Here is a 13453-nt window from a genome sequence, read left to right on the forward strand (position 1 = left end):
AGACCACCTCGCCCGTGATCTTCCTGGACCTTGCTTACTCTTGCGGAACTACTTTGCCGATAAACGGCAGATTGCGGTACTTCTGGGCGTAGTCAATGCCACAGCCCACCACGAATTCGTCCGGAATGGAGAAACCGATCCAGTCCACCGGCACCTGCACCTCGCGGCGGGACGGTTTGTCCAGCAGGGTGCAAATGGCCAGGGATTTCGGCTCACGCAGTGACAGGATTTCACGCACTTTGTTGAGGGTATAACCGGTGTCGATGATGTCCTCGACGATCACCACATCCTTGCCCTTGATGTCATCATCCAGGTCTTTCAGGATACGAACGTCACGGGTGCTGCGCATGCCGGAGCCGTAGCTGGAAGCAGTCATAAAATCCAGGGTAATGGGCAGCGGGGTCTGGCGGCACAAGTCGGCCAGGAAGACGCAGGAGCCACGCAGCAGGCCAATCATGACCACTTCGTCAGAACCCTGATAACGGGCGGTGATCTCTTCACCCAATTTGGCGATCCGGGCGGCAACATCGGCCTCGGAGATCATCACCTCGACAGTGTGTTTCATCACTTACTCCCTCATGGCCAAAGGGGATTTGGCCGTTCATTAACGTCAAAACCGAGGATTCTACCATCCAAGCCGAGAGGCGTCAGGCATACGTGATGCTTTTATCGGCTTATTTTAATTGATAGAGTTAGCAGGCCCTCGGGCATTATCGGTGACAATACTATAAACACCATAATCAATAACTATTAGATGAAAAAACTATGGAACCACGCGCAGAAATTAGACGTCGAACCCGGCTTTCTCCGGAAGCTCGGCGCAATCAATTGATGGAATGTGCCATCGAAGTGTTTTCCCGTCGCGGCATTGGCCGTGCGGGTCACGCCGAAATTGCAGAACAGGCCAAAGTCTCGGTAGCTACCGTGTTCAACTATTTCAACACCCGCGAAGAGCTGGTGGATGAGGTGTTGGCCGAGATCGAACGTTTCGTTCACCAGATGCTGGAACAGGCCTATACCGGCCAGGGCCCGGTCAAAGAGAGCATTCACCGTCACGTGAAGCTGTTTGTTGACGCCGCTTACGATCAGCCCGACCACGCCAGTATCTGGCTGGAGTGGAGCTCATCGGTGCGGGAAGAGGTCTGGCCCCGTTACGCCAAGTTGCTGGACAAGGCGCTGGAACGCATAGCGCCCCACTTGCAACAAGCCATGGATGCCGGTGAGATCCAGAGTGTGCTGTCCGCCCAGGACCTGGCTCGCTCCCTGACCGGCTTTGGTTACGTCATGATGCAGATGATCAATCAGCCACAACGCCCCTCACGGGAAGATGTGACCGATTTTCTGTTCAAGTACGTGACGGCCCCCATCCAGGCTGCATAACCCGCCTCGTGAATAAAAAGCGGCGCCGGACTGTTCAGGTCGGCGCCGCTTTTGTTTGTCTGCTATTCGTTCACATCTCGCCTCAAGATTTGGCGTAACCCCAACGCTCTGTCAGGCCATGCTCGATCCCGAGGTGATCCAGGATCCGCGCCACCATGAAGTCCACCAGATCCTCGATGCTTTTGGGCTCATGATAAAAACCGGGGGCGGCGGGCATTATGGTCACCCCGAGCCGCGCCAGTTTGAGCATGTTCTCCAGATGGATGGCGGAGAAGGGGCTCTCGCGGGGCACCAGGAGCAGCTGGCCACGCTCCTTGATCACCACATCCGCCGCCCGCTCCAGCAGGTTGTCGGAAGCACCGTTGGCAATGGCCGACACTGTACCCATGGAGCAGGGACAGACCACCATCTGTTTCGGCGCCGCCGACCCTGAGGCCACCGGCGAGAACCACTCCTCCTTGCCGCAGGCCACTATCTGACCCTCTTTGGCGCCGTACTGGCGACAGAGGTAGGCGGATAGCTCCCTGGGGGAGCCCGGCCAATCCTGCTGCTGCTCTGTCTTGAGCACGACTCTGGCCGCCGATGAGGCCAGCAGATAAACCCGATAGTCCGCCTGCACCAGACACTGGAGCAGGCGCAGGGCATAAGGAGCGCCGGAGGCGCCGGTCAGCGCCAGGGTGACTTGTTTCAGCATGATGGTCCTTGGCTCTTCTGGCATGGGAACAAACAACCGCAAGGGATCCGCAACGACGTCATAGTTCGCCGTGGTAATCCTTGAGACGGGCGATCAGCTTGTCATGAATGCCGCCGAAACCGCCGTTGCTCATGATCAGAATATGATCGCCGTCGCGGCACTCGGCCACCAGACGGTTGATCAGGGTCTCCAGCTCGTTGAACACCTTGGCCGGACGGCTCATGTGAGCTGTCACCTCCCCGAGATCCCAACCTATGTTGGGTGGCTGGAAGAAGAACACCTCGTCAGCGCCGTCGAAGCAGGCTGCCAACTCCTCCTTGTGGACACCCAGCTTCATGGTATTGGAGCGAGGCTCCAGCACCGCCAGGATGCGGGCCTTGCCCACCTTGGCGCGCAGGCCGCCGAGGGTGGTCTCGATGGCGGTGGGGTGGTGGGCAAAATCGTCATAGACGCTGATGCCCGCCACCTCGCCCTTGAGCTCCATCCGCCGCTTGGGGGATTTGAACTGGCAGAGGGCTTTGATCCCGTGTTCCACCATGACACCGGCGTGACGGGCGGCGGCGATGGCCATCAGACCGTTGTTGACGTTGTGCTCGCCGATACACTCCCAGTGCACCTCGCCCTGCTTGCTCCCATCCAGCCACACCTCGAAGGCGGAGCCGTCGTCGGTCAGCTTGACCGCCTTCCACTTGGCGTCGTCCTGACCCACCAGCTCGATTTCGCTCCAGCAGCCCATCTTGCGCACCGCAGTGAGGTTGTCATCGGCCTGCGGGAACAGCACCCGGCCATTGCTCGGCACTGTGCGCATCAGGTGGTGGAACTGGCGCTGGATGGCGGCGAGATCCGGGAAGATGTCCGCGTGATCGAACTCCAGGTTGTTCATCACCAGGGTGCGCGGATGGTAGTGAACAAACTTGGAGCGCTTGTCGAAGAAGGCGCAGTCATACTCGTCCGCTTCGATGACGAAGAAGGGCGCAGAGCCCAGGCGGGCTGATACCGGGAAGTTGCCCGGCACGCCACCGATAAGGAACCCCGGCTCCAGCTTGGCGTATTCCAGCACCCAGGCCAGCATGCTGGCGGTGGTGGTCTTGCCATGGGTGCCCGCCACGGCGAGCACCCAGCGATCCTGCAGCACATGCTCCAGCAGCCACTGAGGACCGGAGATGTAGGGCAGATTGCGATCCAGCACATACTCCACACAGGGATTGCCACGACTCATGGCGTTGCCGATCACCACCAGATCCGGTGCCGGATCGAGCTGGGAGGGATCATAACCCTCGGTCAACTCTATGCCCTGTTGCTCGAGCTGGGTACTCATGGGGGGATAGACGTTGGCATCCGAGCCGGTCACCCGATAGCCAAGCTGTTTTGCCAACACCGCCAAGCCACCCATGAAGGTGCCGCAGATCCCGAGAATGTGAATATGCATACCGCTGCCTTTTCCAGTAAAGGGAGTGCGCATTCTAGGGGTTGTTGAGGTTGCGGCACAAGCCGCGGTCGCGACGAGAAATCACCAACCCCGGAGAAGGTGGCAGCAATTTGGCAGACCCAGGCTGCGCGACATCAGCCAACTCTGTCACAGTGCCCTCGAAATATGGTCATTTGACGCGACATCGCTATAATATCGGCCTGCAAACTTGACTCCAACACTGAAGGAAACGTCATGAGCCTGAACCTGGTACCGGCTGGCAAGAGCCTGCCCGACGACATCTATGTCATCATCGAAATCCCGCAGAATGCCGATCCGATCAAATACGAAGTCGACAAGGACAGCGGTGCCATCTTTGTTGATCGCTTCATGTCTACCCCTATGTTCTACCCGTGCAACTACGGTTACGTGAACGCCACCCTGTCTCTGGATGGGGACCCCGTCGACGTGCTGGTGCCGACTCCTTACCCGCTGCTGGCTGGCTCCGTCATTCGTTGCCGTCCGGTTGGCGTGCTGAAGATGACCGACGAATCTGGCGAAGATGCCAAGATCGTGGCCGTTCCGCACTCCAAGCTGACCAAGCAGTACGACCACATCAAGGATGTGAACGATCTGCCCGAGCTGCTGAAAGCCCAGATCCAGCACTTCTTCGAGCGTTACAAAGAGCTGGAAGCAGGCAAGTGGGTCAAGGTTGAAGGTTGGGGCGACAAGGCCGCTGCCGAAGCCGAGATCGTTACCTCTGCCGAGCGTTACGCTGCCAAGTAAGCGTCTCTCTCGTTAAAAGGCCCCCGTGGGCCAATACCAAAAATTAAGGCGCCATTGGCGCCTTAATTTTTTAGGGCTTTTGCCCGCCTCAACGGCCGTGGTATTGAGCAGAAAGCTCGTGCACCGCGTTGACGAACACGCCCGCGTGTTCCGGATCCACATCCTGATGGATACCGTGCCCCAGGTTGAAGACGTGGCCGTTGCCGCTGCCAAAGCCCGCCAGTATGGTCGCAACCTCTTCACGGATACGCGCAGGTGCCGCATAGAGCATGGAAGGATCCATGTTGCCCTGCAGCGCCACCTTGTCACCGACCCGGCGCTTGGCGTCCGCTATGTCTATGGTCCAGTCCAGCCCCAGGGCATCGCAACCGGTGGCAGCGATCTGCTCCAGCCACTGGCCGCCGTTCTTGGTGAACAGGGTCACCGGTACGCGGCGACCTTCGTTTTCGCGGATCAGACCGTCGACGATCTTGTGCATGTATTGCAGGGAGAAGTCGCGGTAATCCCGCGGGGTCAGCACGCCGCCCCAGGTGTCGAACACCATGACAGACTGGGCACCGGCCTTGATCTGGGCATTGAGATACCCGATCACGCTGTCGGCCAGCTTGTCCAGCAGCAGGTGCAGTGTCTGCGGCTCTGCATACATCATCTGCTTGATCTTGGTGAAGGCCTTGGAGCTGCCCCCCTCCACCATGTAGGTGGCCAGGGTCCAGGGACTGCCGGAGAAGCCGATGAGCGGCACTTCGCCCTTCAGCTCGCGGCGTATGGTGCGCACCGCGTTCATCACGTAGCCGAGCTCGTCTTCCGGATCCGGAATGGGCAGCGCCTGCACGTCAGCCATGGATTTGATGGGTCGCTCGAAGCGCGGGCCTTCACCCTGTTCGAAATAGAGACCCAGCCCCATGGCGTCGGGCACGGTCAGGATGTCGGAGAAGAGGATGGCGGCATCGAGCGGATAACGGCGCAGGGGCTGCAAGGTGACTTCACAAGCCAGCTCGGCGTTGCGGCACAGGGACATGAAGTCCCCCGCGACGGCGCGGGTCGCCTTGTATTCCGGCAGATAACGGCCAGCCTGGCGCATCATCCATACTGGTGTCATGTCCACGTCCTGGCGCAGCAGGGCACGCAGGTATCGATCGTTCTTCAGCTCTTTCATCCCAGTTCCTGAGTCATGTCATGCATAAAATGGCGGATATGATACCACTTTGTACGCGGCGGGGGACGGCCCAAAGATGCGGCCAGGCCGCTGCAAGCGCAAAGATGTGAAGGGGCGCAAACAAGCGCCCCGTTTTTACCCTGATGACAAGGTCAGACCGGCCTCAACCCTCTTCGGCCAGGCTCTGCTCAATCAAACGCCGCGCTATGGTGCCATGGGGCGGCAACCGTGGCAGCCGGTCAGCGGTGAAGAAATCCGCTGCCACCAGTTCATCGTCCTGTACCCGGATCTCGCCGCTATCGTAGTCGGCGGTAAACCCCATCATCAGGCTATGGGGGAAGGGCCAGGGCTGGCTGGCCACATAGCGCACGTTGCGCACCCGGATACCGCTCTCCTCGAACACCTCCCGCGCCACGCACTGCTCCAGGTTCTCCCCCGCTTCCACGAAGCCTGCCAGCACCGTATACATGGGGTCCTCCACCTGATAGTGACGGCGATGGGCCGCCAGCAGGATCTCGGGCCCCTTGCGCACCGCCACTATGATGCAGGGGGAGATGCGCGGATAGACGGTGTGGCCAAGCTGGCACACCTGGGCCCACTCACCCGCCTTGGGGGCCATGGGGGCACCGCACTCGCCGCAGAAGCGGTGGCTGCGCCGAAAGGTCACCAGCTGCCAGGCGCGACCCGCGAGACGAAATCCCTCTTCATCCCCCGCTATCATCAGCTGGCGCAAGGGGGTGAAATGGCTGGCATCGGCATCTGCCCCCAGGTCCAGCAAATAGCAGGGCAGGCCATCCCACTCATCGAAACGCTCGAATGACGCCGGGTGAAAATGGGCAGGTAAACAGGCTCGGGGGCCTTGCGGAATATGGCCCTGTTCATCCAGCAGGACGAGGTGATCGCCCCCCAGCACGAACCAGCGGGCCTGTTCGGTTAATGGCATCAAATGCAGACTCTCGTTGAAAATCAGGTTGAAATCCCTTGTCGAAAACAGTGTGCAAGGCACGGACAAGTGGCGACCATATTACGGCCGGGCAGGCACCTTGGCGACCCCAAGATGGCGGATCCCCCCCACTCCACGGTCAAGAAAAAGGCTGCCCGCAGGCAGCCTTGATGTAAAGACCTCAACGCCAATCAGGCATCGCCCATCGCCAGCAGGGAGGCATTGCCGCCCACCGCAGTGGTGTTGATGGTGCGGGTCTTCTCGGTGACGAAGCGGCCGAGGTAGTGGGGACCGCCCGCCTTGGGGCCTGTGCCGGAGAGGCCCTGACCACCGAACGGCTGTACCCCGACCATGGCGCCGATCTGGTTGCGGTTGATGTAGACGTTGCCCACGTTGATGCGGCTGGCCAGCTCCTCGGCGTGGGATTCGTTGCGGCTGTGGATCCCCAGCGTCAGGCCGTAGCCGGTGCCGTTGATATCCGCAATCACCTTGTCCAGCTCACGGGCGGCGTAGCGCACCACATGGAGAATGGGACCGAACTGCTCCTTCACCAGCTCACGGATGGAACCAATCTCCAGCGCCGTCGGTTGCACGAAGTGACCCGCCAGCGTCGCGGATGGCATGGGGGCTTGAGCGATCAGACGTGAGCGCGGGATCATGTGCGCCAGGTGCGCATCCAGCCCGGCCTTGGCCTCGGCGTCGATGACGGGCCCCACATCCGTGTTGTGCTCGGCCGGATTGCCCACTTTCAGCTCCTGCAGGGCGCCGGTCAGGATCTCCAGCACCCGCGGCGCTATCTCCTCCTGCAGGTAGAGTACCCGCAAGGCTGAGCAACGCTGACCGGCACTCTGGAAGGCGGCGCTCACCACGTCGCGGACCACCTGCTCCGGCAGAGCGGTGGAGTCGACTATCATGGCGTTCTGGCCGCCTGTCTCGGCGATGAGCGGCAGTATGGCGCCATCACGCTGGGCCAGCGTCAGGTTGATGAGCTTGGCGGTCTCGGTGGAGCCGGTGAAACAGACGCCACCAATGCGGGCATCCGCCGTCAGCCTGGCCCCCACAGTGGCGCCATCGCCCGGCAGCAGTTGCAGCACATCGCCCGGGATGCCCGCCTGATGAGCCAGGGTCACCGCCAGATGGGCGATGAGGCCGGTCTGCTCCGCCGGTTTGGCGATGACGGTATTGCCGGTGGCCAGCGCCGCTGCGACTTGCCCGAGGAAAATGGCCAGCGGGAAGTTCCACGGGCTGATGCAGACGAAGACCCCCCGGCCCTGCAGGAACAGCTCGTTCTGCTCGCCGGTGTAGCCGGGCAGCAGGGTCGCCTGTCCCATCAAACCACGGGCCTGCAGCGCGTAGTAACGGCAGAAGTCCACCGCCTCGCGCACCTCGTCGATCCCATCCTGCAGCAGCTTGCCCGCCTCGCGAGTACAGAGCGAGATGAACTGCTCGCGGTTGGCTTCCAGCAGATCTGCCAGCTTCTCCAGCGCAGCGGCACGCACGCTTACCGGCGTCTCGCGCCAGCGCGGGAAGGCGGCATGAGCCGAGGCCAGCGCCTGCTCTACCGCCTGTGCGTCGGCCCAGTGGATCTTGCCCACCAGCTGGCTCACATCCTGCGGACTCAGCACGGTACGGGCTTCGCTGCGCTTGAGGGTTTCGCCATCAACGATGGGACCCGCCAGCCACTGCTTGCTCTCCAGCTCTTTCAAACGGGCGAAGAAGGGACGCTGGATGGAGACGATATTCATGTTGACGCCGCTGGAGTTCTTGCGGTCGCTGAACAGATTCACCGGCTGTGGAATGCGATCGTTGGCCAGACTGGTGTAGCGCTTGAGGGTGCGCAGCGGGTGTTCGGCCAGTGAATCCACCGGGGTGTTCGGGTCCACCAGCTTGTGAACGAAGGAGGTGTTGGCCCCGTTTTCCAGCAGGCGACGTACCAGATAGGGCAGCAGATCCTTGTGGGCACCGACCGGGGCATAGATGCGGCAGTGCAGGCCGGGATGGTCGTTCAGCACGGCATTGTGCAACTCCTCCCCCATGCCGTGCAGGCGCTGGAACTCAAACTGGCGATCACCGGCCATCTCCAGAATGCAGACCACGGTATTGGCGTTGTGGGTCGCAAACTGGGGAGAGATGAAACCACGGGTCGGCTCGCTCAGCAGGTAGCGGGCGCAGGCCAGATAGGAGATGTCGGTACCCGCCTTGCGGGTAAAGAGCGGGTAGCCGGGCAGGCCAGCCTGCTGGGCATATTTCAGCTCGCTGTCCCAGTAGGCGCCCTTCACCAGCCGCACCGGGATCAGGTCCCCCTGCTCCCGGGCCAGCGCCGTCAGCCAGCAGAGCACCGGCAGAGCGCGCTTGGAATAAGCCTGCACTACCATGCCGAGCTTGCCCCAGCCACGGTTGGCGTCAGAACGGTAGAGCTGCTCGAAGAGATCCAGTGACAGCTCGAGGCGGTCCATCTCCTCGGCATCGATGCTGATGGCCACGTCCTTGTCGCGGGCCAGGCGCACCAGACCCACCAACCGCTCGCTCATTTCGCCGAGCACCCGCTCGCGGTTCGCCACGTCATAGCGCGGATGCAGGGCCGACAGCTTGATGGAGATGGACGGCGCCGGGCCGCCGTCGCTGATGCGCTCATTGCCGACCGCCTCGATGGCGCGCTGGTAGTCGCCGAAATACTTGTCCGCATCGGCCAGGGTCAGGGCGGACTCCCCCAACATGTCATAGGTGTGGGTGTAACCCTTCTCGCGGGACTTGCGGCTCGCCTTGAGGGCCTCTTTCATGTCGCGCCCCAGCACGAACTGCTTGCCCATTATCTTCATGGCGGCATACATGGCGGAGCGCACCACAGGCTCGCCGAGCTTGTTGACCATGCGCCCCAGCATGTTGGCCGGATTGCCGTCCAGCTTCTTATCCAGCTTGATGATCTTGCCGGTCAGCATCAGGCCCCAGGTGGAGGCATTGACCAGGGTGGAGTCGCTCTTGCGAAAATGGGAGGACCAGTTGGCGCCGGAGAGCTTGTCCTTGATGAGGGCGTCGGCGGTCTCTGCATCGGGGATGCGCAGCAGGGCCTCTGCCAGGCACATCAGTATGATCCCCTCCTGGGTATCCAGGCTGTACTCCTGCAAGAAGGCATCGATGCCATCTCCCGAACCACTCTCCTTGCGTACCTTGGTGACCAGGGCGCGGGCGCGCTGGGTCACCTGCTCCAGCGAGGCCCCATCCCCCGGCAACATGGCGGAAAGCTCCGCCAGATAGGCGTTTTCATCCACCACGTAATTCTGGGTGATGGCTTCGCGCAAGGCGGCCAGATCGGAGGGAATGTAGTCAGCAGCAAGCACTTGAGTAGCTTTGAACATAGGGGGTCTTCCTGTACGCCCGCAGGCTATATCGACGAAGGCGGTCGTGCCGCCGAAACGCCGATAATGTATACAATATCCACCCATAGATGAAATGAAATTGTTGCCTGCTATTAACAAAAATCGCTGACTGGCCAATTTATCCTGTATTCAGACCAAGAGACGGCGAGACAGACAAGTTTATCGCCTTATTTTGTATACAATTTTATGCGAGGCAAAAAAGAGGGGCCGCTATTGCGACCCCTCTTCATCCGACCGACAGGAACCGTCAGTTCATCCAGCGCTCACCGCGACTGCGGCGGCGGGGCAACATGGGCAACAGTATGCCAAGCAGGATGCCGCCACCCACCATGGCACCACCGCGGATGAACCAGTCCATCTGCATGTCGTGCTCCTGGTTGTCATAGCTGCGGGTCAGGGCCTCGTTCTGCTCCTTGAGGTTACCCATCTCCTCGCTCTGGCTGGCAAGCTGGGCTTTCAGGCTGTCGATCTCCTTGCTCTGCTCGGCGATCTTGCCATCCTTCTCGGTGAAGCGTTTTTCATTGTCACCGTTGAGGTTCTGCAGGCGAGCCTTGAGATCTTCCAGCTCTTGCTGGACCTGGGGCAGACGCTCGCGCAGGCTGATCTCGCCCTGCAGCTCGGCGTTCTTGATCCATCCTTCACGGCCACGACCGTCCACCACCTGGGTGAAACCGGCTTCGTTGTTCACCGCCTTTACTTCCAGCGGTTCACCCGCCTTGACGCTGCCGAGGATCCGGAACTGGGTACCCGGACCATTGTGGATGAAGGTAAAGATGTTGTCTGAGACATAACGGGTGTCGGCCAGTGCCTGTTGGGCACACAAGCAGATAAGGATCCCGAGAAGGGCGCGCATGGTCGATCGGTTCTCTTCTTTTGGTTAGGTGACAGGCCGAATGTTAAGCCGCCAGCGGGTCAAAGGACAAGCAAAGAAAAGCGCTTCCCCCCGAGCTGAGAGCTGACTCGCAACTTGTCCCTCACTCACGCGACCATTCCGGACGTCGCAGGCTATTTCTGTTTCAGTGCCTTCACCTCTTCGCGCAGGGCACGCAGCTCCTGAAGCAGCAGATCCTGCTGCGCACTCTGTTGATGGCGCCACTTTTCCAGTTCGTTGTCACCCCGCCCGTGTTGCAGGAACAGGCTGGCCATGAAGCCGCTCAGGGCGCTGAACAGACCAACCCCGAAGATGATCATCAGGCTGGCGACGAAACGCCCCTCCTCGGTTTGCGGCACTATGTCACCGTAACCGATGGTAGAGAGCGTCACCAGGGTCCACCAAAAGGCGTCATAGGCGTTGTGGATCTGGCTGCCGGGTCTGTCTCCCTCGACCCAGTAGATGAGTGCCGTGCCCACCCCGATTTGCAGGAAAAAGATCAGCAGTATCCCGGCCAGACGGCTCTCGTTTCGCCCCCTGCGCACTATGGCGAGCAGGTCAGGGTTGCTGCGCAGCAGCTGGATCACCCGGTAGAGCTGGATCAGCCTGGCCCAGCGCAACTGCTCCACCATGGGCAGACTGCCCGGCAGATAGAACCAGTTCGCCTTGAAGAAGGCTCGCTTGTCACTGGCACGGAACCAGCCATAGGTGAAATGGGCGAGGAAGACGTAGCAGATCAAACTGTCCAGATCATAAAAGAGGGAGAGCGTCTCGGGAGTGAAGTGGCGAGCCCCCAGCCAGCGGAATCCCACCAGTACCACTGAGACGATGGAGAGCAGGGCCATGAGCAGATCCATGGATCTCAGGCCAGAAGAGTGATGTCGCATACATTTTCCTACTTTAGGCACGGTGCGAATTAATAAAAAGGAAGATAATGCCGATAGTCCTGAGGGCAAAGGAAAACCGGTCATTAAAAGGAGAAAAATTATGCAGTTAAACCCGCTGGAGAGGCGAATGAGCAATATCCGGCTGGTACCCAAAGTGGTACTGCTCATGGTGTTCAGTACTGTGCTGCTGCTGGCCAAGCTCTGGTTCGATGCCAGCAATCTGGAAACCACACTGCTGAGTGAGGGCATAGACGCGGACAAGGCAAACGCCATTGCCGATCGCCTGCTCTGGAGCGGCGTGATGGAAACCGCCGTGATGGGGATCGTCTTCGTCGTGTTGTTGCTGACCGGCTCCCGCCTCATGGTCAAGCAGGTGCACTATCTGGTGGGCCTGCTTGAGCGTTTCGCCCGCAAGGATCTGAGCCACAAGGTGCTGCTCAAGTCTCGTGATGAGTTCGGTGACATCGCCAAGGCCGTGGCCCACTCACAAGAGAATCTCAAGGAGGTGTTCGGCACCCAGCGCGTCGCCTGCAAGGAGCTCAATGACATCGCCTCCCAGGTCACCCTTTGCATGGAAGAGGCCAACGAGGCCATCAACGAAGAGTTCACCCAGATAGAACAACTGGCCAGCGCCATGAGCCAGATGGTGGGTGCCATCCGCGAGGTGGCCGCCCATGCGGAACAAGCCTCCCATGCCACCGCCGAAACCAGCCTGCTGGCCGAAGAGGGCAGCCGCTGCGTGGCGGCGACCGTCAACACCATAGATACCCTCTCCGGCAACATCCAGCGCTCCTCCAACGTGGTCAATCAGGTGGAACAGGGGGTCGAGCAGATAGGCTCAGTGGTGGATACCATTCGCAGCATTTCGGAGCAGACCAACCTGTTGGCCCTCAACGCCGCCATCGAGGCCGCCCGTGCCGGCGAAGCGGGTCGCGGCTTTGCCGTGGTCGCCTCCGAGGTGCGCGAGCTGGCCAACCGGGCCCAGGCGGCCACCGTCGAGATCCAGAAGATGATCGAGCAGTTGCAGGGCAATGCCCACCAGGCTGCCGAGTTGATGGCCCAGAGCGTGCAACAGGCCGACAAGGGGGTGGAGCAGGTGACCCAGGCCGGCGATCAGCTCGCCACCATAGTGCAGCGGGTACAGGGTGTGGCGGACATGAATCGCCAGATCGCTGCCGCCTCCGAGCAACAGAGCTCGGTGGCCGAGGAGATGAGCGGCAATCTGGAGCAGGTAAAACAAGTCGTGGAAGGTTCAGTGGTGGTACTCCGGGAGCTGCAGGAAGCCTCCGAGCTGGTGGAACATCACAGCCAGACCCTGGATACCCATATTCAGGCCTTCAAACTGGCCTGATGGCATAACGTGAGCCAACCTGTGGGCTCGTGGTGCCCGCTACCGAATGCCGGAAAACCCAGGTCTGGCCCAGGCAGGCCTCCGGCAATGCGGCGGTGGTAAGGACACAAAAAAACGGCGCCTCTGTTAACAGAGGCGCCGTTTTTCATATCAGTGGGTGAGCCCGTCAGGCGTCCGGGTCGAAATCCAGACTCAGGCTGTTGACGCAGTAACGCTGGCCTGTCTCGGTCGGTCCGTCGGGGAAGACGTGACCCAGATGGGAGCCGCACTGGCTGCAGGTGATCTCCACCCGCTTCATGCCGTGGCTGCTGTCTTCTGTGTAGGTCACTGTGCCTTCGATGGCTCGATCGAACGAGGGCCAGCCACAGCCGGAGTCAAACTTGGCATCCGAGTGAAACAGCACGCTCTTGCAGCAAACGCAGAGATAGTCACCACTCTTGCGGTTGTGGAGCAAGGCACCGCTGTAGGGCTGCTCGGTGCCTTTCTCCCAGCAGACGCGAAACTGTTCCGAACTCAGCTTGTTGCGCCACTGCTCGGGATTGTTGTTGCTCATACCGACTCCTTGCCATTAATCACGGCGCCCAGCATACCCAGTCAGGC

12 protein-coding genes are annotated in these 13453 nt (G+C 60.5%); 3 read left to right on the forward strand and 9 right to left on the reverse strand.

Annotated elements, in window-relative coordinates; translation table 11 throughout:
• Positions 1-34: 34 nt before the first annotated feature.
• Positions 35-565 carry a hypoxanthine phosphoribosyltransferase gene (gene hpt, locus AC1P02_RS00945; protein WP_005313207.1) on the reverse strand — a complete coding sequence of 177 codons (531 nt, stop codon included), beginning with the start codon at positions 563-565 and terminating at the stop codon, positions 35-37.
• A 200-nt stretch (positions 566-765) separates the two neighbouring features.
• On the opposite strand from hpt, the gene AC1P02_RS00950 reads away from it, so the two are divergent.
• Positions 766-1380: a TetR/AcrR family transcriptional regulator gene (locus tag AC1P02_RS00950; RefSeq protein WP_011898368.1), complete on the forward strand. Its 615-nt coding sequence runs from the start codon at positions 766-768 to the stop codon at positions 1378-1380.
• Positions 1381-1462: 82 nt separating this feature from the next.
• Here AC1P02_RS00950 and AC1P02_RS00955 read toward each other — a convergent pair whose 3' ends face one another.
• Positions 1463-2074, reverse strand: a complete 612-nt coding sequence (locus AC1P02_RS00955) for a flavin prenyltransferase UbiX (RefSeq protein WP_282789715.1) — start codon at positions 2072-2074, stop codon at positions 1463-1465.
• 58 nt (positions 2075-2132) lie between these two features.
• Entirely contained in the window at positions 2133-3503 is a 1371-nt protein-coding gene (gene mpl, locus AC1P02_RS00960) for a UDP-N-acetylmuramate:L-alanyl-gamma-D-glutamyl-meso-diaminopimelate ligase (protein ID WP_282789714.1), read from the reverse strand.
• A gap of 234 nt (positions 3504-3737) precedes the next feature.
• Here mpl and ppa point away from each other — a divergent pair, with 234 nt between their 5' ends.
• Entirely contained in the window at positions 3738-4268 is a 531-nt protein-coding gene (gene ppa / locus AC1P02_RS00965) for an inorganic diphosphatase (protein WP_005313216.1), read from the forward strand.
• 88 nt (positions 4269-4356) lie between these two features.
• On the opposite strand, the gene hemE is transcribed toward ppa, so the two are convergent.
• The 5 genes from hemE to AC1P02_RS00990 form a co-directional block, all read right to left on the reverse strand.
• A complete protein-coding gene (hemE, locus tag AC1P02_RS00970) occupies positions 4357-5424 on the reverse strand; it encodes a uroporphyrinogen decarboxylase (RefSeq protein ID WP_005313219.1) in 1068 nt (355 codons plus the stop codon).
• Between the two features lie 163 nt (positions 5425-5587).
• Complete coding sequence (nudC, locus tag AC1P02_RS00975) at positions 5588-6367, reverse strand: NAD(+) diphosphatase (protein WP_282789713.1); 780 nt, start codon at positions 6365-6367, stop codon at positions 5588-5590.
• Between the two features lie 191 nt (positions 6368-6558).
• Positions 6559-9723: a bifunctional proline dehydrogenase/L-glutamate gamma-semialdehyde dehydrogenase PutA gene (gene putA, locus AC1P02_RS00980; protein ID WP_125729636.1), complete on the reverse strand. Its 3165-nt coding sequence runs from the start codon at positions 9721-9723 to the stop codon at positions 6559-6561.
• Between the two features lie 268 nt (positions 9724-9991).
• A complete protein-coding gene (locus AC1P02_RS00985; protein ID WP_017411655.1) occupies positions 9992-10597 on the reverse strand; it encodes a TIGR04211 family SH3 domain-containing protein in 606 nt (201 codons plus the stop codon).
• A gap of 152 nt (positions 10598-10749) precedes the next feature.
• The gene (locus AC1P02_RS00990) at positions 10750-11502 is read right to left on the reverse strand and encodes a potassium channel family protein (RefSeq protein WP_021139416.1); all 753 of its coding nucleotides are present in this window, start codon (positions 11500-11502) and stop codon (positions 10750-10752) included.
• 100 nt (positions 11503-11602) lie between these two features.
• On the opposite strand from AC1P02_RS00990, the gene AC1P02_RS00995 reads away from it, so the two are divergent.
• Entirely contained in the window at positions 11603-12853 is a 1251-nt protein-coding gene (locus AC1P02_RS00995; protein WP_034523776.1) for a methyl-accepting chemotaxis protein, read from the forward strand.
• 166 nt (positions 12854-13019) lie between these two features.
• On the opposite strand, the gene msrB is transcribed toward AC1P02_RS00995, so the two are convergent.
• Complete coding sequence (gene msrB / locus AC1P02_RS01000; protein ID WP_059113056.1) at positions 13020-13406, reverse strand: peptide-methionine (R)-S-oxide reductase MsrB; 387 nt, start codon at positions 13404-13406, stop codon at positions 13020-13022.
• Positions 13407-13453: the final 47 nt, after the last annotated feature.

This window comes from Aeromonas sp. TS_SC_11 (genome assembly GCF_057318915.1).